Source organism: Streptomyces sp. NPDC001599 (assembly GCF_042893535.1).
In the GTDB taxonomy this organism is placed as follows: domain Bacteria; phylum Actinomycetota; class Actinomycetes; order Streptomycetales; family Streptomycetaceae; genus Streptomyces.
Window position 1 is genome coordinate 600,973 of record NZ_JBIAVA010000001.1, and the last position, 23,817, is coordinate 624,789.

At 72.1% G+C, this 23,817-nt stretch carries 22 protein-coding genes and 1 riboswitch; of the genes, 13 read left to right on the forward strand and 9 right to left on the reverse strand.

Annotation, left to right across the window (positions count from 1 at the left end):
* Positions 1 to 91: 91 nt before the first annotated feature.
* Positions 92 to 1,366: an Ig-like domain-containing protein gene (locus tag ACFYZ3_RS02720; RefSeq protein ID WP_388513544.1), complete on the forward strand. Its 1,275-nt coding sequence runs from the start codon at positions 92 to 94 to the stop codon at positions 1,364 to 1,366.
* Positions 1,367 to 1,455: 89 nt separating this feature from the next.
* Here ACFYZ3_RS02720 and ACFYZ3_RS02725 read toward each other — a convergent pair whose 3' ends face one another.
* The gene (locus ACFYZ3_RS02725; RefSeq protein ID WP_030186374.1) at positions 1,456 to 1,857 is read right to left on the reverse strand and encodes a hypothetical protein; all 402 of its coding nucleotides are present in this window, start codon (positions 1,855 to 1,857) and stop codon (positions 1,456 to 1,458) included.
* 209 nt (positions 1,858 to 2,066) lie between these two features.
* On the opposite strand from ACFYZ3_RS02725, the gene ACFYZ3_RS02730 reads away from it, so the two are divergent.
* From ACFYZ3_RS02730 to ACFYZ3_RS02755, 6 genes are all read left to right on the forward strand, one after another.
* A complete protein-coding gene (locus ACFYZ3_RS02730) occupies positions 2,067 to 2,687 on the forward strand; it encodes a heme-copper oxidase subunit III (RefSeq protein ID WP_003976664.1) in 621 nt (206 codons plus the stop codon).
* A gap of 65 nt (positions 2,688 to 2,752) precedes the next feature.
* Positions 2,753 to 3,562: a c-type cytochrome gene (locus ACFYZ3_RS02735; RefSeq protein ID WP_087809788.1), complete on the forward strand. Its 810-nt coding sequence runs from the start codon at positions 2,753 to 2,755 to the stop codon at positions 3,560 to 3,562.
* Complete coding sequence (locus tag ACFYZ3_RS02740) at positions 3,559 to 4,620, forward strand: Rieske 2Fe-2S domain-containing protein (RefSeq protein ID WP_356864444.1); 1,062 nt, start codon at positions 3,559 to 3,561, stop codon at positions 4,618 to 4,620. The genes ACFYZ3_RS02735 and ACFYZ3_RS02740 overlap by 4 nt, the downstream gene beginning before the upstream one ends.
* On the forward strand, positions 4,617 to 6,254 hold the full coding sequence (locus tag ACFYZ3_RS02745) for a cytochrome bc complex cytochrome b subunit (RefSeq protein WP_011028167.1): 1,638 nt from the start codon (positions 4,617 to 4,619) through the stop codon (positions 6,252 to 6,254). The genes ACFYZ3_RS02740 and ACFYZ3_RS02745 overlap by 4 nt, the downstream gene beginning before the upstream one ends.
* A 130-nt stretch (positions 6,255 to 6,384) precedes the next feature.
* Positions 6,385 to 7,449, forward strand: coding sequence for an anthranilate phosphoribosyltransferase (gene trpD, locus ACFYZ3_RS02750; protein ID WP_388513546.1), 1,065 nt, complete (start codon positions 6,385 to 6,387; stop codon positions 7,447 to 7,449).
* Positions 7,450 to 7,561: 112 nt separating this feature from the next.
* Positions 7,562 to 7,678, forward strand: a riboswitch (SAM riboswitch).
* Between the two features lie 146 nt (positions 7,679 to 7,824).
* Positions 7,825 to 9,225 carry an aminotransferase class V-fold PLP-dependent enzyme gene (locus ACFYZ3_RS02755; protein ID WP_388513547.1) on the forward strand — a complete coding sequence of 467 codons (1,401 nt, stop codon included), beginning with the start codon at positions 7,825 to 7,827 and terminating at the stop codon, positions 9,223 to 9,225.
* Here ACFYZ3_RS02755 and ACFYZ3_RS02760 read toward each other — a convergent pair.
* From ACFYZ3_RS02760 to ACFYZ3_RS02790, 7 genes are all read right to left on the reverse strand, one after another.
* The gene (locus ACFYZ3_RS02760) at positions 9,132 to 10,400 is read right to left on the reverse strand and encodes a glycerate kinase (RefSeq protein WP_388513548.1); all 1,269 of its coding nucleotides are present in this window, start codon (positions 10,398 to 10,400) and stop codon (positions 9,132 to 9,134) included. The two genes, ACFYZ3_RS02755 and ACFYZ3_RS02760, sit on opposite strands and share 94 nt — an antisense overlap.
* Positions 10,401 to 10,411: 11 nt before the next feature.
* Complete coding sequence (locus tag ACFYZ3_RS02765; protein ID WP_388513549.1) at positions 10,412 to 11,827, reverse strand: SLC13 family permease; 1,416 nt, start codon at positions 11,825 to 11,827, stop codon at positions 10,412 to 10,414.
* 80 nt (positions 11,828 to 11,907) lie between these two features.
* Entirely contained in the window at positions 11,908 to 12,573 is a 666-nt protein-coding gene (locus ACFYZ3_RS02770; protein ID WP_388513550.1) for a response regulator transcription factor, read from the reverse strand.
* Complete coding sequence (locus ACFYZ3_RS02775; protein ID WP_388513552.1) at positions 12,570 to 14,042, reverse strand: ATP-binding protein; 1,473 nt, start codon at positions 14,040 to 14,042, stop codon at positions 12,570 to 12,572. The genes ACFYZ3_RS02770 and ACFYZ3_RS02775 overlap by 4 nt, the downstream gene beginning before the upstream one ends.
* Entirely contained in the window at positions 13,993 to 14,277 is a 285-nt protein-coding gene (locus ACFYZ3_RS02780) for a small secreted hydrophilic protein (RefSeq protein ID WP_388513553.1), read from the reverse strand. Before ACFYZ3_RS02780 ends, ACFYZ3_RS02775 begins: the two co-directional genes overlap by 50 nt.
* Before the next feature lie 149 nt (positions 14,278 to 14,426).
* Positions 14,427 to 14,708, reverse strand: coding sequence for an Lrp/AsnC family transcriptional regulator (locus ACFYZ3_RS02785; RefSeq protein WP_007448778.1), 282 nt, complete (start codon positions 14,706 to 14,708; stop codon positions 14,427 to 14,429).
* On the reverse strand, positions 14,705 to 15,475 hold the full coding sequence (locus ACFYZ3_RS02790) for a rhomboid family intramembrane serine protease (RefSeq protein ID WP_361007399.1): 771 nt from the start codon (positions 15,473 to 15,475) through the stop codon (positions 14,705 to 14,707). Before ACFYZ3_RS02790 ends, ACFYZ3_RS02785 begins: the two co-directional genes overlap by 4 nt.
* A gap of 156 nt (positions 15,476 to 15,631) precedes the next feature.
* Here ACFYZ3_RS02790 and ACFYZ3_RS02795 point away from each other — a divergent pair, with 156 nt between their 5' ends.
* The 5 genes from ACFYZ3_RS02795 (at position 15,632) to ACFYZ3_RS02815 (ending at position 21,103) form a co-directional block, all read left to right on the forward strand.
* Complete coding sequence (locus tag ACFYZ3_RS02795) at positions 15,632 to 15,871, forward strand: hypothetical protein (protein ID WP_052841425.1); 240 nt, start codon at positions 15,632 to 15,634, stop codon at positions 15,869 to 15,871.
* A gap of 62 nt (positions 15,872 to 15,933) precedes the next feature.
* Entirely contained in the window at positions 15,934 to 17,277 is a 1,344-nt protein-coding gene (locus tag ACFYZ3_RS02800) for an NYN domain-containing protein (RefSeq protein WP_388513555.1), read from the forward strand.
* A 251-nt stretch (positions 17,278 to 17,528) separates the two neighbouring features.
* On the forward strand, positions 17,529 to 18,572 hold the full coding sequence (locus ACFYZ3_RS02805; RefSeq protein WP_388513978.1) for an NlpC/P60 family protein: 1,044 nt from the start codon (positions 17,529 to 17,531) through the stop codon (positions 18,570 to 18,572).
* A gap of 235 nt (positions 18,573 to 18,807) precedes the next feature.
* Complete coding sequence (locus tag ACFYZ3_RS02810; protein ID WP_388513557.1) at positions 18,808 to 19,824, forward strand: NlpC/P60 family protein; 1,017 nt, start codon at positions 18,808 to 18,810, stop codon at positions 19,822 to 19,824.
* 85 nt (positions 19,825 to 19,909) lie between these two features.
* Positions 19,910 to 21,103, forward strand: coding sequence for a hypothetical protein (locus tag ACFYZ3_RS02815; RefSeq protein WP_388513559.1), 1,194 nt, complete (start codon positions 19,910 to 19,912; stop codon positions 21,101 to 21,103).
* A gap of 47 nt (positions 21,104 to 21,150) precedes the next feature.
* Here the strand turns inward: ACFYZ3_RS02815 and ACFYZ3_RS02820 are convergent, their stop codons facing one another.
* Complete coding sequence (locus ACFYZ3_RS02820; RefSeq protein WP_388513560.1) at positions 21,151 to 22,410, reverse strand: glycosyltransferase 87 family protein; 1,260 nt, start codon at positions 22,408 to 22,410, stop codon at positions 21,151 to 21,153.
* 158 nt (positions 22,411 to 22,568) lie between these two features.
* Between ACFYZ3_RS02820 and ACFYZ3_RS02825 the strand changes: the two genes are divergently transcribed.
* Entirely contained in the window at positions 22,569 to 23,711 is a 1,143-nt protein-coding gene (locus tag ACFYZ3_RS02825) for a glycosyltransferase family 4 protein (protein WP_388513561.1), read from the forward strand.
* Positions 23,712 to 23,817 lie beyond the last annotated feature (106 nt).

The following is a 23,817-nucleotide window of genomic DNA, read 5'->3' on the forward strand; positions in this document are numbered from 1 at the left end:
AGCGTCCGGGCCCCTTCGTCTGCCGTACGGTCTCTCACCCTTCCGGCTTACCCACCGCGCCGCCGTTGACGTCTCTCCCTAGCGTGAGGCCATGAGCAACACGGTTCACTTCCAGGCGCGGGGGCGTACGGTCGTCGGCTGCACCCTGCTGGTGATCGCCCTCGGCGCGAGCGTCACCGCCTGCCTCGGCGACGACGACAACCCACTGTCCGCCACGCCCTACGACGCGGCCGGCCAGATCTCCTTCAACGGCCCCACGGACGCCGGGAAGAAGGCCGACCCGGACAAACCCCTGGAGGTGGTCGCCGAGGGCGCCGACGGGCGCATCACGGACGTCACGGCCATGGACGCGGCCGGACGCCACGTCGCGGGCGAGCTGTCCGCCGACGGAGCCCGCTGGCACAGCACCTCGCCCCTGGCGGCCAACGCCAGCTACACGGTGCGCGTCAGCACCGAGGACGGGGACGGCGCGCCCGGCCGCAAGGTGCTCACCTTCGAGACCGGCAAGCCCGGCGCGAAGAAGACCCTGGACGTCACCTTCGGGCCCAAGGCGGGCGCGTACGGCGTCGGTCAGCCCATCACGGCGGAACTGAGCCAGCCGGTCAAGGACCCGGCCCAGCGGGCCATAGTGGAGCGCGCCCTGAAGGTCGACTCCACCCCCGCCGTGCGGGGCGGCTGGTACTGGGTGGACGACAAGAAGCTGCACTACCGGCCCGAGGAGTACTGGCCCGCCCACGCCACCGTCAAGGTCCACAGCACCCTGGACGGCATCAAGATCGGCGACCGGATGTGGGGCGGCAAGGCCAAGCCCCTGAAGATCACCACGGACGACCGCGTGGTGGCCGTCACCGACGCCGCCGCCCACACGCTGACGGTCTACCAGGACGGCGAGGCGATCCGGGAGATCCCGGTCACCACCGGCAAGCCCGGGTTCGAGACCCGCAACGGCGTCAAGGTCGTCCTCGGCAAGGAATCCTTCGTACGCATGCGCAGCAGCACCGTCGGCATCGCCGAGGGCTCCTCGGAGTCGTACGACCTGCCGGTCTACTGGGCCACCCGGGTGACCTGGAGCGGCGAGTACGTGCACGCCGCCCCCTGGTCCGTCGGCTCCCAGGGCATCGCCAACGTCAGCCACGGCTGCGTCGGCATGAGTACCGACAGCGCGGAGTGGTTCTTCAACACGGTCCAGGAGGGCGACCTCGTCGAGGTCGTCAACTCCGGCGGCGAGACGATGGAACCCTTCGGCAACGGCTTCGGCGACTGGAACATGGACTGGACCAAGTGGCGCACCGGCAGCGCCCTGACTGGCGGCACCGGTGCGTCGAACAACCAGGACACGGCACGTCTACGCCCAACGGCTGTGTGAGGTTTTGAAGGGGCGCGGGGAACTGCGCGACCAGCCACGATGGCGCGGCACACGCGACAAGACCCGCACCCCCGAGCTGGAAGGCGCCCCTAGACTCCCTGCAGCCGCTTCTCCCGCAGCAGCGCGGCCAGCGCACCCGCGAACTCCACCGGCTCCACCGGCAGCGTCACAGCCGCCTCCGCCCGGCTCCACGTGGCCAGCCACGCGTCCTGCGGCCGGGCGATGAGCAGCAGCACCGGCGGGCACTGGAAGACCTCGTCCTTGATCTGGCGGCACATGCCCATGCCGCCCATGGGCACGGCCTCGCCGTCCAGGACGCAGACGTCGATCCCGCCCTTGTCCAGCTCCTTGAGCACGGCGGCCGGGGTCGCGCACTCCACGAACTCGACCACGGGCACGTCCGGAGCCGGCCGGCGGCCGGTCGCGAGCCGCACCTGTTCGCGGGTGTTGGAGTCGTCGCTGTAGACCAGCACCGTGGCGGTCGCCTGCATGCTTCCTCCGATACGCGGTGAGACCGGTGAAGGCTGTCGTAGCCCGTTGGGGCGGATGCTACTCCCTCGAACGTCCCGTCAGCACTGGTTCGGACAGGCCTTCGACAGGCCGCCGACGGGCCGTTCGATGGGCCATCCGGGCCGTACAAGCAGGGGGAACACACCGAACGGCACCCCCCGGGGTGAGGGCGGGATAAGCGACCGACATAATGTCGGTCGTGGCGACAGCAACGACAGTAGAAACCGGGCACGCGCACCCGTCGGTCAACCGGCCGAACCTCACCAGCGTCGGAACCATCATCTGGTTGAGTTCCGAGCTGATGTTCTTCGCGGCCCTCTTCGCGATGTACTTCACCCTGCGATCGGTGACCGGCCCGGACTTCTGGTCCGAGAAGGCCGACGCGCTGAACATCCCGTTCTCCGCGACGAACACCACGATCCTGGTGCTCTCCTCCCTCACCTGCCAGCTCGGCGTGTTCGCGGCCGAGCGCGGTGACGTGAAGAAGCTCCGGATGTGGTTCATCGTCACCTTCGTGATGGGTGCGATCTTCATCGGCGGTCAGGTGTTCGAGTACACCGAGCTGGTCAAGCACGAGGGCATCTCGCTCTCGTCCGACCCGTACGGCTCGGCGTTCTACCTGACCACCGGCTTCCACGGACTGCACGTGACGGGCGGACTGATCGCCTTCCTGCTGGTCCTCGGCCGCACCTACGCGGCCCGGAGGTTCACCCACGAGCAGGCGACCGCCGCCATCGTCGTGTCCTACTACTGGCACTTCGTCGATGTGGTCTGGATCGGCCTGTTCGCCACGATCTACCTGATCAAGTAGTCGCGGCACGCACCCGCGCAATACCAGAAGCATCGACGCAGAAGATCCTGACACCGGGGTAATCCGTGAAAAAGCTCTCCGCACGACGACGCCATCCGCTGGCGGCCCTCGTCGTCCTACTCCTCGCGCTGGCATGCACAGGGGGGCTGTACGCCGCGTTCGCACCCGCGAGCAAGGCGCAGGCCGATGAATCCGCCCAGTCCCTCGCCATCGACGAGGGCAAGAAGCTCTACGCCGTCGGCTGTGCCAGTTGCCACGGCACCGGAGGGCAGGGCACCACCGACGGTCCGAGCCTGGTCGGCGTGGGCGCCGCGGCCGTCGACTTCCAGGTGGGCACCGGCCGCATGCCGGCCCAGCAGCCCGGCGCGCAGGTCCCGAAGAAGAAGGTCATCTACTCCCAGGCGGAGATCGACCAGCTCGCGGCGTACATCGCGTCGCTGGGTGCCGGTCCGGCGATCCCCTCGGAGGAGAAGTACGGCCCCGAGGGCGCGGACATCGCCAAGGGTGGTGAGCTGTTCCGCACCAACTGCGCGCAGTGCCACAACTTCACCGGCAAGGGCGGCGCCCTGACGCACGGCAAGTACGCGCCGAGCCTCGAGGGTGTCGACCCGAAGCACATCTACGAGGCCATGCAGACCGGCCCGCAGAACATGCCCTCCTTCCCCGACACCACGCTGTCGGAGCAGAACAAGAAGGACATCATCGCCTACCTGGACGCGGTCAACGGTGACGACACCGAGAGCCCCGGTGGTCTCAGCCTCGGCGGACTCGGCCCGGTCAGTGAGGGTCTGTTCGCCTGGGTGTTCGGACTGGGCGCGCTGATCGCCGTCGCCGTCTGGGTCGCCGCTCGGACCGCAAAGGCCAAGAAGTCATGAGTAGCCAAGACATTCCAGAAGAGAACCTGCCGGCAGAGCAGGACCGCCCGCACGGCGCGGCCGCCCGGCCCGCGGACGAGACGAACCCGTTCGCCGACCCGGGTCTGCCGCCCCACGAGCCGCGGGTCCAGGACGTCGACGAGCGGGCCGCCAAGCGGTCCGAGCGCACGGTCGCCCTGCTGTTCACGCTGTCGATGCTGGCCACCATCGCCTTCATCGCCGCGTTCGTGGCGATCGACGTCGACAAGTCGGTCTACATCTTCCCGCTCGGTCACATCAGTGCGCTGAACTTCGCGCTCGGCATGACGCTCGGCGTCGCGCTGTTCGCCATCGGCGCGGGCGCGGTCCACTGGGCCCGCACCCTGATGTCCGACGAGGAGGTCGCCGACGAGCGTCACCCGATCGAGGCGTCCCCCGAGGTCCGTGCCAAGGTCCACGCGGACTTCAAGCAGGGCGCCAAGGAGTCCGTGATCGGGCGCCGCAAGCTGATCCGCAACACGATGCTGGGCGCGCTCACCCTGGTGCCGCTCTCCGGCGTCGTCCTGCTGCGCGACCTCGGTCCGCTGCCCGGGACCAAGCTCCGCCACACCCTGTGGTCCAAGGGCAAGCTCCTCGTCAACATGAACACCAACGAGCCGCTGCGTCCCTCCGACGTCGCGGTGGGCTCGCTCACCTTCGCCATGCCCGAGGGCCTGGAGGAGCACGACGAGGACTTCCAGAACGAGATCGCCAAGGCCGCTCTGATGATCATCCGGCTGGAGCCGGACTCCATCAAGGACAAGCGCGAGCTCGAGTGGTCGCACGAGGGCATCGTGGCGTACTCGAAGATCTGCACCCACGTCGGTTGTCCGATCTCCCTGTACGAGCAGCAGACGCACCACGCGCTCTGCCCCTGCCACCAGTCCACCTTCGACCTTGCCGACGGCGCCCGGGTCATCTTCGGTCCCGCCGGTCACGCCCTGCCGCAGCTGCGCATCGGCGTGAACGACGAGGGTTACCTCGAAGCGCTCGGCGACTTCGAAGAGCCCGTCGGTCCTGCTTTCTGGGAGCGCGGATGAGTACTGCAGCCAACGAACCGTCCCGCTCACGCGGGAAGGCACCGGCCGGCGAGCGCGTCGCCGACTGGGCCGACGGCCGGCTGGGGATCTACTCCCTGGCCAAGGCCAACATGCGCAAGATCTTCCCCGACCACTGGTCGTTCATGCTGGGTGAGGTCTGCCTCTACAGCTTCATCATCATCATCCTCACGGGTGTGTACCTGACGCTGTTCTTCCACCCGTCGATGGCCGAGGTCGAGTACCACGGCTCGTACGTGCCGCTGCAGGGCCAGATGATGAGTGAGGCGTACGCCTCCACTCTGGACATCAGCTTCGACGTCCGCGGCGGTCTGCTGATCCGGCAGATCCACCACTGGGCCGCGCTGATCTTCCTGGCCGGCATGTTCGTGCACATGATGCGCGTCTTCTTCACCGGCGCGTTCCGCAAGCCGCGCGAGGTCAACTGGCTGTTCGGCTTCCTGCTGCTCGTCCTCGGCATGTTCACCGGTTTCACCGGTTACTCGCTCCCGGACGACCTGCTCTCGGGCACCGGCATCCGCTTCATGGAGGGTGCGATCCTGTCCGTGCCGATCGTCGGCACGTACATCTCGTTCTTCCTCTTCGGCGGCGAGTTCCCCGGCCACGACTTCGTGTCCCGGTTCTACTCGATCCACATCCTGCTGCTGCCGGGCATCATGCTCGGCCTGCTGGTGGGCCACCTGATCCTGGTCTTCTACCACAAGCACACGCAGTTCGCGGGTCCCGGCAAGACCAACAAGAACGTCGTCGGCATGCCGCTGCTGCCGGTGTACACGGCGAAGGCCGGAGGCTTCTTCTTCCTGGTCTTCGGTGTGATCTCCGTCGTGTCGGCCATCGCCACGATCAACCCGATCTGGGCCATCGGGCCCTACCGGCCCGACCAGGTCTCCACCGGCGCCCAGCCGGACTGGTACATGGGCTTCTCCGAGGGCCTGATCCGTGTGATGCCCGGCTGGGAGATCAACGCCTGGGGCCACACACTCGTCCTGGGCGTGTTCGTCCCGCTGCTGATCTTCCCGCTGGTCCTGGCGGCGATCGCGGTCTACCCGTTCATCGAGTCCTGGGTCACCGGCGACAAGCGCGAGCACCACATCCTGGACCGCCCGCGCAACGCCCCGACCCGTACGGCCTTCGGTGTCGCCTGGCTGACCGTCTACTTCGTGCTGCTGATCGGTGGCGGCAACGACCTGTGGGCCACCCACTTCCACCTGTCGATCAACGCGATCACCTGGTTCGTCCGCATCGCGTTCTTCGTCGGACCGGTCGTCGCCTTCATCGCCACCAAGCGGATCTGCCTGGGCCTCCAGCGCCGGGACAAGGACAAGGTGCTGCACGGACGCGAGTCCGGCATCATCAAGCGCCTGCCGCACGGTGAGTTCATCGAGGTGCACGAGCCGCTCAGCCAGGAGCAGCTGCACACGCTCACGGCGCACGAGCAGTACCAGCCGGCCGAGATCGGCCCGACGGTCGACGAGAACGGCGTCGAGCGCAAGGTGAGCGGCACGCAGAAGCTCCGTGCCAAGCTCAGCGAGTCGTACTACGGCGAGGAGTCGCAGATTCCGAAGCCGACCGTCGAGGAGTACAAGGAGATCACGAGCGGCCACGGCCACCACTGACCCTCCAGCGTCGCCACACCACGGTCGAAGGGCCCCGTTCCGTTCTGCGGACGGGGCCCTTCGCCCTGCCCGGGGCTGGATAGGGTGGGAGCACGATCCCGTCGACGACACACATGATTCAGGAGCGGCTATGAGCGCTGTGACCCCCGCTGGAGGCGACACCACGGCGGACCGCTCCTGGCCCGCCCTGTTGAACGGACTGCTGGACGGCCGCGACCTGAGCGCGGACGACACCGCCTGGGCGCTGGACGTGATCATGCGCGGCGAGGCGACCGACGTGCAGATCGCCGGGTTCGCGGTGGGCCTGCGGTTCAAGGGGGAGACCGTCGAGGAGATCTCCGGGCTTGTCCGCACCATGTACGAACACGCCAACGTGATCGAGGTGCCGGGCAGGACCGTCGACATCGTCGGCACCGGCGGCGACGGCGCCAAGACGGTCAACATCTCCACCATGTCGGCGATCGTCCTGGCCGGCACGGGGGCGAAGGTCGTCAAACACGGCAACCGGGCCGCCTCCTCGGCGTCCGGGGCCTCCGACGTCCTGGAGAAGCTCGGGGTCAACCTGGAGCTGACGCCGCAGCGGGTGGCGGAGGTCGCCGAGGAAGCCGGCATCACCTTCTGCTTCGCCGTGAAGTTCCACCCGGCGCTGCGCCACGTGGCGACGGCCCGCGGTCAGCTCGGCATCCGTACGGTGTTCAACTTCCTGGGTCCGCTGACCAACCCCGCCCGGGTGAAGGCCCAGGCGGTCGGGGTCGCCCACGCCCGGATGGCACCGATCGTCGCCGGTGTCTTCGCCGAGCGCGGCCACTCGTCGCTGGTCTTCCGCGGCGACGACGGACTCGACGAGCTGACCACGACCTCCACCTCCCGGGTCTGGGTCGTGCGCGACGGCCGGGTGACCGAGGAGACCTTCGACCCGCGGGACGTCGGGATCGAGCTGGTGCCGGTCGAGGCGCTGCGCGGGGCCGACGCCTCCTACAACGCCGACGTCGCCCGCCGCCTGCTGGCCGGCGAGCAGGGCCCGGTGCGGGACGCGGTCCTGCTGAACTCGGCGGCGGCCCTGGTGGCCCTGGAGCCCGGTGAGGGTCCGCTGGCGGGGCAGCTGCGGGCCGGGATGGACCGGGCGGCCGAGGCGATCGACTCCGGGGCGGCCCGGCGGGTGCTGGAGCGCTGGGTGGCCGTCAGCAACGCCTGAGCGGCAGTACGGCAGGCAGTACGGCAGTACGGCAGGCAGTACATGTGACGTGCGTCCCGCGATCCGGAACCGGGTTGCGGGACGCCGATCATTTCCCCTAGGTTTTTCGACAGGTCATGAGTGACAGTCATGAGGCCCCGGCCGACTGTCCGGCAACCCTCCGTCCGTGGCGGGGTGCCCCGGGTGAGGACCAGGTCGTGGACAGCAAGGTCCACGGCAAGCGCGGACCCCTCGCGGAACCAGGGGTCCTGGGTCGTCCGAGGGAGTCTTCCGTGAACCAGCGAATGCGATAGGGCCGCAGAGCCCCGCCTCCGCACACCCCTTTTCTTCTCTTCACAGCGCCCTGCCGCGCGCTGGTCCTCACGGGAGTCCGCCATGTCCGTACCCACCGCTGTCGCCACCCCGCTGCCCGTCCTCGGCCGGGACGTCACCGTGCCGCTCGTCACCGGCGGTCAGGTCACCTACGCCGCGCTCGACTACGCCGCCAGCGCGCCCGCGCTCCAGCGGGTCTGGGACGACGTGGCCGCCTACGCGCCCTACTACGGCAGTGTGCACCGGGGCGCCGGGTACCTCTCGCAGCTGTCGACCGACCTGTTCGAGAACGCCCGCGGGACCGTCGCCGGGTTCCTCGGCTGCCGGGACGACGACCAGGTCGTCTTCACCCGGTCCACCACCGACTCCCTGAACCTGCTCGCCGCCGCGCTGCCCGCCGACTGCCGGGTCTTCGTCTTCGAGACCGAGCACCACGCCTCGCTGCTGCCCTGGCGCGACGCCGACGTGACCTACCTGGACGCCCCGCGCACGCCCGCGCAGGCCGTCGAGACCCTGGAGCGCGCCCTCGCCGCCCGCGAGCCGTACGGACCCGCCCTGGTCTGCGTCACCGGCGCCTCCAACGTCACCGGCGAGCTGTGGCCGGTGCGGGAACTGGCCGCCGCCGCGCACGCGCACGGCGCCCGGATCGTGCTGGACGCCGCCCAGCTCGCCCCGCACCACCCGGTGAGCGTGCGCGACCTGGACGTGGACTGGGTCGCCTTCTCCGGCCACAAGCTGTACGCGCCCTTCGGCTCCGGCGTGCTGGCCGGGCGGGCCGACTGGCTGCGCGAGGCCGAGCCGTACCTGGCCGGCGGCGGCGCCAGCCGCAGTGTCTCCCGGCGCGCGGACGGCGGCGTGGACGTCCAGTGGCACGACAGCGCCGCCCGCCACGAGGCCGGGTCGCCCAACGTCATCGGCGCCTACGCGATCGCCGCCGCCTGCAAGGCGCTCACCGAGGCCGGGTTCGACACGCTGGTCGCCCGCGAGGAGTACCTGATCCGGACGGTGCGCGAGGGCCTCGCCGAGGTGCCCGAGGTGCGCGTCCTCTCCCTCTTCGGCGACGACGCGCCGCGCGTCGGGGTGCTCTCCTTCGTCGTCGAGGGCTGGAACAGCTCGCACTTCGCCGCCGCGCTCTCCGCCGAGTACGGCATCGGCGTGCGCGACGGCCTGTTCTGCGCCCACCCGCTGGTGCGCACCCTGCTCGGCAGCGACCCGCAGACGCAGGGCGAGTGCGGCGCGCCCGAGGCGGCGCCCGGCGAGAAGTCCCTCAACGCCATCCGCGTCAGCTTCGGCGCGGGCACCCCGGACGAGCACGTGGAGCGGTTCGTGAGCGCCGTCCGGGAGCTGGTGAGCGACGGCGCCCGCTGGAACTACCGCACCGAGGACGGGCGCTGCGTGCCCGACACGACGTCCGGCGACACGGCGTCCGGCGACACGGCGCCGGTGACCGGCACCGCCGCCTGAGCCGTCCCGGCCGGCAACCGGGCCCCCAGCAGCACCATCCGCAACGCCCGTTCCGTGGCCTCGGTGAGAAGCTCGGAGGCGCGCAGCAACGCGTCCGCCAGGGCCATCGGCGCCGGCATGATCCCGTGGCAGGCGTCCACCCCGGGCACGTCGTGCGCGCCCTCGCCGAGCGTGCCCGCCAGGGCGAGGACGGGCCGGCCGGAGAGCTTGGCGCGGCGGGCCACCTCGGCCGGGACCTTGCCGCGCGGCGTCTGGTGGTCCAGGGCGCCCTCGGCGGTGAGCACCAGGTCGGCCCGGGCGAGGCGGGCGTCCAGGTCGAGGTGGCTCAGGAGCACGTCGAAGCGGGGCAGCAGCCGGGCGCCGACGGCGGCGAGCCCCGCGCCGAGACCGCCGGAGGCGCCGGTGCCGGAACCCGTCCGCAGGTCGGTGCCGACGACACCGAGGTCGCGGGTGAGGACGCGCGCCCAGTTCTCCAGCCCGGCCGACAGCTCCTCGACCTGCGCGGGCGTCGCCCCCTTCTGCGGCCCGAATACCCGGGCCACGCCCCGCTCGCCGCACAGCACGTTGTACGGGTTGCAGGCGACGAGCAGCTCGGTGTCCTTCAGCCGGGCGTCCAGACCGGACGGGTCGATGCGGACCAGGCGGTTCAGCTCCCGTCCGCCGGGGCCGAGTTCGAAGCCGTCCGCGTCCAGCAGCCGGGCCCCGAGCGCCTGGAGCGCGCCCGCGCCCCCGTCGGACGTACCCGAGTCGCCGCAGCCGACCAGGACGCGCCGCGCCCCGGTGCCGAGGGCGGCGCGGATCAGCTCGCCGACGCCGTACGTGGTGGTGGCGCCGGGGTCGCGCAGGGCGCGGGGGACCAGGGACAGGCCCGCGACGGCCGCCATCTCCACCACCGCCGTGCCCCCGGTGCCGAGCAGCGCGAAGTGGGTGCCGACCCGGTCGCCGACCGGGCCGGTGGCGGCCAGCGCCACCAGCCGCCCGCCGGTCGCCTCCGCCAGCGCCACGGCGGTGCCCTCGCCGCCGTCCACCAGCGGGATGCGGTCGATCTCGGCGTCCGGCAGCACCCGGCGGACGCCCGCCGCGATGGCGTCGGCGGCGGCCCGGGCGGACAGGGACTCCTTGAATCCGCTGGGGGCCACGACGACACGGTTCAGCACAGGGGACGGAGAGGACATGGTGGGCTCCTTCAGCGGGTGACGGGCACGCCGAGCAGCGGCCAGACCGCGGCGGCGAAGAACAGCACGAGCAGGGCGGTCAGCGGCGCCAGTACGGCGGACAGCCGCAGCAGGTCGCGCGGGGTGTAGGTGGGGACGCCGGGCACGTCGGAGAAGAGCGTGACCGGCTTGGCGGAGGCCGGGAGCGTGTGGCAGAACCCGGCCGCCGCCGTAGAGGCGAGCGCGGCGGCGACCGGGTTGACCCCGGCGCCGACGGCCGCGGCGATCACCAGCGGGACCAGCACGGAGGAGCGGGCGGAACGGGACTGGAGGACCAGGTGGGCCGCCGTGCTCACCGCGACCACCACGCCGAGGAAGACGGCCGGGGCGACGTCCGCGGGCAGGCCCGACACCAGCCACTGCGCCGCACCGGAGTCGGCCAGCGCGACGCCCATCGCCATCGTCGCCGCCATGAACAGCAGCAGCGACCACGGCACGGTCCTCAGCGCGTCCTTGAGCCGTACGGTGCCCAGCGCGGGGGAGGAGGCGACGACCGCGCCGATCAGCGCCACCACGGCGGGGGAGACCCGGTGCAGGGGCTCGCTGCACCACAGGGCCACCACCGTGGCCAGCAGCAGCGCGCAGCGCTTCTCGGCCTGTGTCCAGGGGCCGGTGACCGGGCACTCGCTGTGCCGCTGTATCTCCTCGGCGGTGATGCGGACGGGCCCCGCGCGGTCCGCGCGGCGCGTGGTCGTCAGCAGGACCGTCTCCGCGGCGAGGTGGGAGGAGGCCACCGCCAGCGGCAGGCCGAGCAGCAGCCACTGGGTGAAGCCGATCCGGTCCCCGGTCGCCTCCCACAGCACCGACACCGTGATCAGATGCGCACCGGCTCCGATCAGGGTCGCCACCGCCGACAGCAGGATCACGGTCGGGAACAGCAGCGCCAGCATCACGACCAGTCGTTTCCGGTCGGCGAGCGCCTTGGCGAGGGCGAGGAACACCGGCAGTGCGAGCGCCGCCCGGCCCGAGGTGGCCGGCACCGCGAAGGCCGTGACGACCAGCGCGGCCGTCGTCAGGTGCACCAGCTGCCGCACCGTGCGCGCCCCGCCCACCAGGAACGCCGCCGCCCGCCCCGCGAGCCCGGTCCGGGCGACCGCGGCGGCCAGCACGAACGCGCAGATCAGCAGCCACACTGTGTCGTCACCGAGGGTGCCGAACAGCGTGTCGCTGCTGATCACACCGGTCGCGGTGAGCGCGAGTCCGGCGCCCAGCGCGATGTACGTGTCGTCGATCGGCGTACCGATCCAGGCGCAGGTGGCCAGCGCGAACACGGCGAGGGTCAGGCGCGCGTCGCCGCCCAGGGCGGGGAAGTTGGCGGGGACCGCCAGCAGCGCGCACAGGGACAGCGCCGCGCACAGGGCCGCCGCGAGGCGGAGGTTCAACGTCACGCCTCGAGCGTCCACGGGCGCGGTGAGCCCTCAATGAGGGTCACATGAAGGAAACTTCACCGGACCGCGGGACGCGGGCCTCACCAGGCCGGCAGCCGGTACCCCATCCCGCGCACCGTCTCCACCTGCTGCGCGCCGAGCTTCTTGCGCAGGGCCCGCACGTACACGTCCACGATGTTGGAGCCCGGGTCGAAGTCGTAGCCCCACACGTGCGACAGGATCTGCTCGCGGGACAGTACCTGCCCCGGGTGGCGCAGGAACAGCTCCAGGAGCACGAATTCACGGGCCGTCAGGTCCACGGTGCGCCCCTCGGCGCGGGCGCGGCGGGTGCGCAGGTCGAGGCTGAGCGTCCCCGACTTCAGCACCGTCACCTCCGGCGCCCTGGCCGCCGTCCGCAGGCGCAGCCGGACCCGGGCGAGCAGCTCCTCGAAGCGGAACGGCTTGGTCATCCAGTCGTCGGCGCCGCCCTCCAGCCCGGCCACCGTGTCCCGTACCGAGTCCCGTGCGGTCAGCACGATCACCGGAGTCGTCACCCGGGCCTCGCGCAGCTCGCGCAGCACCGTGAAGCCGTCCCGGCCGGGCAGCCCGATGTCCAGGACGACGAGGTCGAATCCGCCGGTGAGGGCGTACTCGTAGGCGGCGTCGCCGTCGGCGACCGCGGTGGTGGTGAAGCCATTGGCGCGCAGGCCCTTCTGGACGAAGGAGGCGATGCGTTCCTCGTCCTCGACGATGAGGATGCGGTTCATGGTCGTGCCTCTTCCAGAGTGAGTACGAAGGTGGCGCCGCCGCCCCGGGTGGTGCGCAGGTCGACCCGGCCGCCGTGGCCCTCGGCGATGGCCCGCACGATGGACAGCCCGAGTCCGGCGCCCGTGCCGCGCACCCCGCGGCGGGCCGTGCCGCGGCGGAACCGCTCGAAGATCACCTCGGCGTCCTGCGGCTGGACGCCGGGCCCCGAGTCGGCGACGTACAGCTCGATCCGGGAGCCGTCGGCGCGGGAACCTATGCGGACCCGCTGACCGGCCGTGGTGTGCTGCACGGCGTTCTGCGCGAGCTGCACCATCGCCTGGGTGATCCGCTGGGGGTCGAGGTGGGCCTCCCGGTCGGCGACCCCGTCCAGCACCCACTCCCGGTCGCCGAGGGTGCGGGCCTTGACGTAGATGTCGGCGGTGAGTTCGGCGAGCTGCACCGGTTCGGGGGTGACGAAGTCGGGGCGCTCGGCCTTGGCGAGCAGCAGCAGGTCCTCGACGATGCGGCTCATCCGGTCCAGTTCGTCGGTGACGAGCCGGACGGTCTCCTCGCGCTCCGCCGGATCGTCGCCCATCAGTTCCAGGTGGCCGCGCACGATGGTGATCGGGGTGCGCAGCTCGTGCCCCGCGTCGTCGACGAACCTGCGCTGGGTGGCGAAGGCGCGCTCCAGCCGGTCCAGCATGGCGTTGAACGTCTCGGCGAGCGCGGCCACGTCGTCGTGGCCGTGCACCGGGATGCGCCGGGTCAGGTCCTGCTCGGTGAGCTGGGCCGCGGTCGTGCGCACCAGCCGCACCGGTTTCAGGATGCGGCCCGCCACCACCCAGGCGATGCCGGTCGTCATCAGCAGGGCGACGCCGGAGATGGCGAGCAGGACGCGGAACACCTCGTCCGCGCGCGCCTGTTCGCGCCCCGGGTGGAAGGCGACCACGAAGGCGGCCGCCGGTTCGCCGCCGTAGCGGGCCACGGTGACCTTGGCCCAGCGGATCTCGCCCTCGGGCCGGTCCAGGGTGCCGGAGGAGTCGGGGGAGGCGTAGATGCGGCGCCGGGCGTCGGCGTCCTCGTGCAGGGGCCGGCCGACCGGGATCTCGCGCTGCTGGATAATCTGCGTGGGACGGCTGCCCACCTCGCCCACCAGACCGACCAGTTCCTCGTCCAGATCGGCGTACTGCCGCTCCAGGAACACCCGCAGCAGCCGGCCGGGGTCGGTGAAGGGGCGGCCCGTCTCCGGATCGAAGCCCTGCTCCTCGAAGTTGGCGAACTCGCCCGCCTCCTGCGCGAGCAGACCGTTGATCCGCTGGTCGGTGTCGCGCAGCAGGATCGAGCGGGTGGTCGCCGCCACCGAGGCCAGCGCGACCGCCATCACGAGGAGCAGCCACAGCAGGATGCGGACCCGGGCCGAGATCCGGCGGCGCTCGCGCTCACCCGTCGCCGGGTCCTTCGTCGGCGTCGGCACCCCGGTCGTCGTCATCGTCGTCATCCGAAGGGCCGTCGGTGACCGGCGGCCGCGTCACCACCTGGTCGCTGGGCGTCGGCTCGGGCGAGGAGGAGGCCGGCGCCGGGGTCGGGGATCCGCTCTCCAGCTCCACCTTGGCCGGGACCCTGGGCTCCTGCGGGCTGTCGGTCAGGGCGAAGCTGGTCGCGGCGATGCCGAGTGGGATGAGGACGACGGCCGCGAGGGCAGCCATCCGGCGGGAGAAGACCATGCCGCGATTGTGGGTCCGGTACCCGGCGGTTCCGATGAGTTCTGGATGAAGAAGGCTTCATCTGTCCGTCGTCGGACCGCTGCGGGTCCGCTGTGGCTGGTCGCGCGGTTCCCCGCGCCCCTTTGGGGGCGCGTCCAACTCGCGGTGTCTCAGTTGTCGAGGCCGATCGCGAACGCCGCTTCCAGGTCGTGCTGGGAGTACGTGCGGAACGCCACGTGGGTGTCCGTGCCCTCCACGCCCGGGATCTTGCTGATCCGGCCGGGGATGACGTCGGCCAGGTCCTCGTGCTTGCTCACCCGCACCATGGCGATCAGGTCGTAGGTGCCGGTGACGGAGAAGACCTCGCTGACGCTCTCCAGCGCGGCGATCTGCTCCGCGATCTCGGGAATGCGGTCCACGCTGGTCTTGATGAGGACGATCGCGCTGATCACGGCTGGTTCTCTCCCTCGGGCGCCGCCACTGGAACGCCACCAACTCTAGTCGTACGTCCGAACCGCACCCAGGCGAAGACGAAGCCGAGACCGAAGCCCACCAGGTGCGCGAGGTACGCCACCCCCGGACCGTCGCCGGCCCGCCCCGCCGCCAGCCACTGCAGGGAAACCCAGAACGGCAGCACGACCCAGGCCGGGAAGCGCAGCGGCAGGAAGAAGAGGAAGGGCAGCAGGCTGGTCACGCGGGCCCGCGGGAAGAGGAACAGGAACGCGCCGAGGACCGCGGAGATCGCCCCGGAGGCACCGACCAGGGACTCCTGGGAGTGGGCGTTGGCCCCCGCGTAGCCCACCAGGGCCAGGTAGCCGCAGCCGAGGTAGAACAGGGCGAACTGGAGCCGGCCCATCCGCTCCTCGGTCATGGCGCCGAAGACGTAGAGGAAGAGCATGTTGCCCAGCAGGTGCACCCAGCTGCCGTGCACGAACAGCGCCGTGGCCGGGGTGAGCGCCGACCCGGGGGAGTCCTCGAACAGTTCTGCGGGGATCACGCCCCAGCGCCGGAAGTAGGCGCGTTGCGCCGCCAGGACCTCCTCCCCGGTGCCGTACACCGGATTCAGGCCCGCCGCCGGGCTGATCAGGAACAGCAGACAGCACAGCGTGATCAGCGTGTACGTCACGGGCGCCGCCCGGCGCCGCGACGAGCGGGCCCCGACCAGCGCCCCGACCGCGGAGACCGTGGTGCGGACCGCCTTGCTCCAGTTGCGGATCATGGACACAGAGCATGACGTAACGGGCGCGAGCGCTCATAGCGCCTCGCCGCCGTGGACACGCGGGCGTCGGGTACCCGCCAGGCCGTAGGGTTACGTGCCACACGCACCGGGGGAGCCCGGCGCGTCACCGACACTGGAAGAGAGTGAACAGCCACGATGACGGTTCCCCTGCCGACCGACACGACGCGGTGGCGCTGCACCCTCTGCGGCAACCTCACCCGCTTCGACGTGACCCGGGCCTCGAAGGTCGTCGAGTACGTGCACCTCGACCTGGCCGGCGAGCCGACGGTCGAGGAGCGCGAGGTGCTCAGTGAGACCATCGAGTCGGTGCGGTGCCGCTGGTGCAACGCCGTGGACCAGGTGGAACTCGTGGACAGGCCGGGTGCCGCCTCCTGAGGGGAGCGGCCCCGCACCAGGCGATTCCGGCCCGGGATCGCCCTGAGACATTGGGGTGACGGATGGTGGAGACACATGGCGGGGGGCCGGGCGACGGCGCCGCTGAGGTGCTCGACCGCCCGCTGCCCGACGGCGTGCGCCGCCGGGTCGTGCAGATCGTGTCCGACGGCTTCGGCTCGCTCACCCTGGGCGAGCTGCCCGCACAGCTGAGGCAGTACGCCAGGTTCGCCCCGAACCGCCGGGCCAAGTTCGCCGGCAACGCCATGGCCGCCGCGGTGGAGACCGACCCGCTCTTCCGTCAGCGCATCGGCGAGAAGTTCCGCGACGCCCAGCCCGAGCTGGCGGACGCGCTGGACGCCGGGTCCGCGCTGCCGGCCGCCGACCCGCTGGACGTGGCCGCCGCGGCCTACGTACTGCGTCCGCACGGGTGGGTGAAGCTGGTCACCGCCGCCGGTGAGGAGGCGCAGCGCGCGGACGCCGAGCGTGCCGACAAGGAGAGCCGCGCGGAGCTGGAGCGGCTGCACGAGGAGCTGGCCCGGGCCCGGGAGCACACCAGGACCGAGACCGAGCGGCTGCGCGGCGAGCTGGACACGGCGAAGCGGGAGACCGAGTCGCTGCACCGCAAGCTGCGCTCCGCCCTCAGCGACGTCAAGCGCGGCGAGGCGGCGCTGCGCAAGGTCCAGGCCGAGCTGGACGCCGTACGGGCCGAGGGGCAGACCCAGGTGTCCGCGGCCGAGAGCGAGACCCGGCGGCTCAAGGCCCGCCTGGGGGAGGCAGAGGCGGCCCTGGAGGCCACCCGCAAGGCCGCCCGCGAGGGGCGCAGTGTCGAGGACATGCGCGTACGGCTGCTCCTGGACACCCTCCTCGACGCCACCCAGGGGCTGCGCCGCGAGCTGGCGCTGCCCCCGGTGTCCGTGCGGCCCGCCGAGACCGTGGACGCGGTCGAGCCGGGCCGGATGACGCCGAAGGACATCGCCAACCGGGCCCTGTCGGAGAACGACCCGGCGATCCTCGACCAGTTGCTTGCACTGCCCCAGGCGCACCTGGTCGTCGACGGCTACAACGTCACCAAGACCGGCTATCCGCAGATGCCCCTGGAGAAGCAGCGGTTGCGGCTGCTGGGCCAGCTCTCCCAGCTCGCCGCGCAGACCGGCGCCGAGATGACCTGCGTCTTCGACGGGGCCGAACTCGTCGCTCCGGTGCTGCTCGCGCCGCCGCGCGGGGTGCGGGTGCTGTTCTCCAAGCCGGGTGTCACCGCCGACGAGCTGATCCGGCAGCTGGTGCGGGCCGAGCCGCCCGGCCGGCCGGTCATCGTCGTCTCCACCGACCGCGAGGTCGCCGACGGCGTGGCGCGCGCGGGCGCACGCCCGGTGGCGTCCGTGGTGCTCCTCAAGCGGCTTTCCTAGCCCGCAGTCGGCTTCCGGCCACTTCTCTTCACTTCCGTACCAACCGTAACGTAGGCGCTCTATGCCCGAATTGACGGAACCGTCACGCAACGTAGCGTCAGAGGGGCGTCACTGCAGGTGAGTTGTGGCGAAAAACGCGGTGCGTAACCGTGATTTTTCGGCGGAGGATTTGAACTGATCACGAGTGGGTCACTAGGGTCACCCTTCGAACCCTCGAACGGGTGATCCCTCTCAAGAAGGAGCTCGTCTCCGTGGCGTCCCACCGTCGTCCCAAGCAGCCGAGCCGCACGCGCGTGACCGTGCTCACCACCGCTGCCGCCGCCGCTGTCGCTCTCAGCTCCCAGGCCGCCAACGCCGCCCCGAGTGAGAAGCCGAGCAAGGACGAGGTCAAGGCCAAGGTCGACAAGCTCTACGAGGAGGCCGAGCAGGCCACCGAGAAGTACAACGGCGCCAAGGAGAAGCAGGAGAAGCTCCAGAAGGAGATCTCCACCATCCAGGACAACGTCGCCCGCGGCCAGGAGGAGCTCAACGAGCTGCGCGACGGCCTCGGTTCGATGGCCAGCGCCCAGTACCGCTCCGGCGGCATCGACCCCTCGCTCCAGCTCTTCCTGTCCGCCGACCCGGACAACTACCTGGACAAGGCCTCCACCCTCGACCAGTTGAGCGGTCAGCAGGTCGAGGCGCTGAAGAAGATCCAGACCAAGCAGCGCGACCTCGCGCAGCAGCGCTCCGAGGCCTCCGAGAAGCTCAAGGACCTCTCCGCCACCCGCACCGAGCTGGGCAACAAGAAGAAGGAAGTCCAGGGCAAGCTCTCCTCCGCGCAGAAGCTGCTCAACACGCTCACCGCGCAGGAGAAGGCCGCCCTCCAGCAGGATGAGCAGCGCTCCAACCGCGCCAGCGAGCGCCAGGTCCTCACCGGTGGCAAGTCCACCCCCGCCTCCGGCCGCGCGGGGGCCGCCTTCGCCGCCGCCCAGGGCAAGATAGGCACGCCGTACGTCTACGGCGCCACCGGCCCGTCCTCCTTCGACTGCTCGGGCCTGACCTCCTGGGCGTACGCGCAGGCCGGCGTCGGCATCCCGCGCACCTCCCAGGCGCAGGCCAACTACGGCACGCGCATCTCCTCGTCGAGCCAGCTCCAGGTCGGCGACCTCGTCTTCTTCTTCAGCGACCTGCACCACGTCGGCCTCTACGCCGGCAACGGCCAGGTCCTGCACGCGCCGCGCACCGGCACGAACGTCCGCTACGAGTCGATGAGCACCATCGGCGGTCCGTTCATGTTCGGCGTACGGGTCTGACCGCACCCCGCGTCCGGGGCCGACCCGGACGGCCCGCGCCACCCGAAGTCGTCCCCGCCGTGCCGCCCGTTCGGGCGAATCACGTCCGGGCCCTGTGACCCCCGCCCCGCCGGTGACCTGCGTCAGCGGCGGGGCGTCGTGTTGCGCGGCGCCCAAGGTCGTTGGCCGGTGCCCCGCCGGGGGGTTACTGTCTGCCGCGTTTCCCTGTCCGCCAGCGGAAGGAGTGCGGCTTCCCGTGGGGTCCCATCGCCGCCTTGCACCATCCGGGTTCGACCGTGGCTCCACCGCCGCCGTCGGCCTGCTCTCCGTGGCCGCCGCGCTCCTGGGCGCCGTACCGGCCGCGGCCGCCCCGCACGACGACCGGCGGGCGGAGGTGGACCGGCTCCACACCGAGGCGGAGCAGGCGACCGAGGCCTACAACAAGGCCGACGCGCGCACCGACGCGCTGCGCGAGGAGGTCTCGACCGCGCAGGAGTCCATCGCCCGCCAGCAACAGCGCGTCAACACCATGCGGGACGCGCTCGGTTCGCTGGCCGGGGCCCAGTACCGCTCCGGCGGCATCGACCCGTCGCTGGCGCTGCTGCTCTCCGCCGAACCGGACGACTACCTCGACCGGGCCTCCGTACTCGACCGGATCACCACCCGCCAGGCGGGTGAGCTGAGGGAGCTCCAGCAGGCGATGCGCGACCTCGCCCAGGACCGTGCCGAGGCGGCCCGCAAGCTCACCGAGCTGGAGCAGGGCCGCAAGGCCGTCGCCGCCCACAAGAAGACCGTGGAGCGCAAGCTGGCCAAGGCCCGCGCGCTGCTCGCCGCCCTGCCGGACGACGAACGCGCCGCCTACGGGCGCGGCTCCCGCTCCGGCCGCGAGGACCTGACCGCCCTCGCCGGTGCCGCCGCGCCCGCCTCCGGCCGGGCCCAAGCCGCCTTCGCCGCCGCCCGCTCCGCCCTCGGCAAGCCCTACGTCTGGGGCGCCAACGGGCCTTCCGGCTTCGACTGCTCGGGCCTGACCCAGTGGGCCTACGCGCAGGCCGGAGTGGGCATCCCGCGCACCTCCCAGGCGCAGTCCGGCGCCGGGCGGCACGTGTCCCTGGCCGAGGCGCGCCCCGGCGACCTGGTCGCCTACCGCGACGACGCCAGCCACATCGGCATGTACGCCGGCAACGGCCAGGTGATCCACGCGCCCTACCCCGGCGCGCCGGTGCGCTACGACCCGGTCGGCATGATGCCGATCTCCTCGGTCACCAGGGTGTGACCCCACGGCCCCTCCGGCCCGCCGCGTCCACCGCGTCCGCATCGCCCGGTGCCTTCCGCGGTCCGGCGCCCGTACGATCGGGAAGGTGGCTGGTCGAAGGCGGGTGTCGGGGTTCTCGGTGGTGGCGCTGTGCCTGCTGCTGGTCGCGCTCGTGGGCTGCGGCGGCCGGACCGCGACCGACCCGTCCCTGACCGACGTCCAGCGGGTGCTCGACCGGCGGGCGGCGGCCGTCCTCGCCCACGACGCGGCCGCCTACGCGCGCACCGGCACCGGCACCGGCTTCGGCAACCTGAGCGCGATCCCGCTCGCCGCCTGGTCCTACCGGGTACGGGACGTGGAGCGCACCGGCGACACCGCCACCGCCGACGTCGAGCTGCGCTACCGCGTCGAGGGCTACGACCGGGGCCCGGTCTCCGCGGGCCGCACCGTCCGGCTGAGCCGGGACGGCACGACCGGGACCTGGTCCGTCGCATCCGACCGTCCGGCCAAGGAGTCCGGCCAGCAGCCCTGGGACCAGGGCGCGGTACGGGTCGTGCGCGGCACGCACAGCCTCGTCCTCGGCGTCGGGCAGTCCGCCGCCGCCCTGGGCCGCTACGCCGATCTGGCCGACCGGGCGGTGCCCGCCGTCTCGGACGCCTGGGACGGCGACTGGTCCCGCCGGGTGGTCGTGGTCGTCCCCCGGTCGCTGGAGGGCATGGCGGGCCTGCTCGGCTCGCCCGCCTCGTCCTACCGGGGCATCGCCGCCGTCACCACCGGGGAGACGGGCGGCCGGGAACACGCCCCCGCGGACCGGGTCATCGTCAACCCCGACGCGTACGGCCTGCTGGGCAGCCTGGGCAAACAGGTCGTGCTCACCCACGAGACGACCCACGTCGCCACCCGCGCCGACACCACCTCCGCCACCCCGCTGTGGCTCTCCGAGGGCTACGCCGACTGGGTGGGCTACCGCGGCAGCGGACGGACCGCCGCCCAGGCAGCCCCCGAACTGGCCGACGCGGTCGCCGAGGGCCGGGTGCCCGCGCGGCTGCCGACGGACGAGGACTTCGGCTTCACCGCCGACGCGGAGGCACTGGCCCGCGCCTACGAGGGCGGCTGGCTGGCCTGCCGGATGATCGCCGAGCAGTGGGGCGAGGACCGGCTGGACGCGTTCTACCGCTCCGTGGGCACCCACGACGACCGCGCCGGCGCGGTGGAAGCCGCACTGCACGAGGTGCTCGGAACGACACCGGACGACTTCACGACACGCTGGCGGACGTACCTGCGGACGCAACTCGGGTGAGCCGCGCGGCGGGCTCTCCGGCCGGGCCGGGGCGGTGTGGGAGGGGCTCAGGGCGTTCCGGCGGGCGTGTCCGTGGGTGTGGGCCGGTCGAGGGGGGCGGGCCGTGCGGCCGGGGTCCCGCGGCGCGGCGTGCTCCGCCACAGCGCGCGTGCGGCGAGGAGGGCGGCGGTCACCAGCAGGCCGTTGCGGACGAGCAGGAGCGCGATGCCGACGGGGGTGCTCGCCACCACGTCCGCGAACAGGAGCGGGAACTCGAGCAGCGTCAGCGGGGCGGCCGCCAGCACCAGGGCCACCGGCACCCGCATCCGGCTCGCCCGGAAGCACCGGCAGACCGCGCCGAGGCCCACCAGCCACACCAGGTACTGCGGGCTGATCACCCGGCTGGTCACCGTGAACATCAGCACCGCCACGAAGGCCGCGTCCGCCGCCGTGTGCGCCGCGAACCGGGGGGCCGTCGGCCGCGCGGCCCGCAGCCGCCACAGCAGCAGCCAGCCGAACGCCACCGCGCTCAACCCCAGCGAGACGGTGCCCACCGTGTCCACGTGCGGGCCCAGGAACTCCATCGAGCCGTAGTTCAGCAGCACCCCGCCCTCCCAGCCGAAGTGCCGGGCGACGTGGAAGACCAGCGAGCCCAGCGACTCCACCTCGACGCCCCGCTCGCGCTGGAACGTCAGGAACGCGAACGCCCCCGGCATCGACACGGCGAACAGCGCGGCCAGCCCGGCCCCGCTCACCGCGGCGGCGACCCACGGCCCGCGCCCCCGCATCCCGACGAGCACCAGCGCCGGCCACACCTTCAGCAGCGCCCCGACCGCCGCCAGGGCACCCGCCACGCGCGGATGCCGCCCGGCGGCGAGCAGCGCGGCCACCGCGACGGCCGTGACCATCACGTCGTAGCGGGCGTACACCGTGGGACCGAGCAGCGGTACGCCCGCCACCCACACCCACGACCCGCGCGGTGAACGCCCCGCCCCCCGGCCGGCGTGCCACAGCAGCGCCAGGACGGCCGCGTCCGTGACACACGCGAGGACGAAGAAGGCCGTCGCGTACTCCAGAAAGGGCAGCAGGCCGGGGGAGAGGACCGCGAAGGCCGCCGCCGGCGGGTACTGCCAGGTGACGTCGTCCAGCGGAAACGTTCCGGTGCGCAGCACGTCGGCCCAGTCCCGGTAGATGACGGACACGTCGCTCGTGACGTCCGGACCCGGGAAGACCACGACCTTCAGCACGAACAGCAGCAGCACCAGCCGTGTGGCGCCCCAGGCCGTCAGCAGCCACACCGGTGACCGCCCCGCGTCCCTCGTCTCCACCTGCTACCTGCCCGTCCGTGCCCGCCTCGTACCTGCCTGTCCCCGCCCCGCACCTGCTTGTCCGCCGGTGCGGCCATGATGACCCGGACACCTGTGGGCGTGCCACAGGACGCGACCGGGGCCCGGCTCCCCGAGGCCGGTTCGGTAGGGTCGGCGGCGTGCGCAAGACCTTGATCGTGACGAACGACTTCCCGCCCCGCCCGGGCGGCATCCAGGCCTTCCTGCACAACATGGCGCTGCGCCTGGACCCCGAGCGGCTGGTCGTCTACGCCTCCACCTGGAAGCGCGGCCGCGAGGGCGTCGAGGCCACCGCCGCCTTCGACGCCGAGCAGCCCTTCACCGTCGTACGCGACCGCACGACGATGCTGCTGCCGACGCCGGGCGCCACCCGGCGGGCGGTGGGCCTGCTGCGCGAGCACGGCTGCACGTCGGTGTGGTTCGGCGCGGCCGCGCCCCTCGGCCTGATGGCCCCGGCCCTGCGCAAGGCGGGCGCCGAGCGCCTCGTCGCCACCACCCACGGCCACGAGGCGGGCTGGGCCCAACTGCCCGCCGCCCGGCAACTGCTGCGCCGGATCGGGGAGTCGACGGACACGATCACCTACCTCGGCGAGTACACGCGCTCCCGGATCGCGGGCGCGCTCACGCCCGAGGCCGCCGCCCGGATGGTGCAACTGCCGCCCGGCGTCGACGAGAAGACCTTCCACCCGGCCGGCGGCGGCGACGAGGTGCGCGCCCGCCTGGGCTTCACCGACCGCCCCGTCGTGGTCTGTGTCTCCCGCCTGGTCCCGCGCAAGGGCCAGGACACCCTGATCCGGGCCATGCCGCGCATCCTCGCCGCCGAGCCGGACGCCGTCCTGCTGATCGTCGGCGGCGGCCCCTACGAGAAGGACCTGCGCCGCCTCGCCGAGGAGACCGGCGTCGCCCGCTCCGTCCACTTCACCGGCGCCGTGCCCTGGTCCGAACTGCCCGCGCACTACGGCGCCGGGGACGTCTTCGCCATGCCCTGCCGCACCCGCCGGGGCGGCCTCGACGTGGAGGGCCTCGGCATCGTCTACCTGGAGGCCTCCGCGACCGGCCTGCCCGTCGTCGCCGGCGACTCGGGCGGCGCACCCGACGCGGTACTCGACGGCGAGACGGGCTGGGTGGTCCGGGGCGAGGACCCGAACGAGTCCGCCGACCGCGTCACCGCCCTCCTCGCCGACCCGGAACTCCGCCGCAGGATGGGCGAACGGGGCAGGACCTGGGTCGAGGAGAAGTGGCGCTGGGACCTACTGGCCGAGCACCTGAAGGCGTTGCTGTAACGAGGGTGCCTTGTCAGCACGGTGAGCGCGACCGACCCAGGGGCGCGGGGAACTGCGCGCTCGGCCACGACGCACGTGAAGCCGCCGACGAAGCGAACCCGGCACC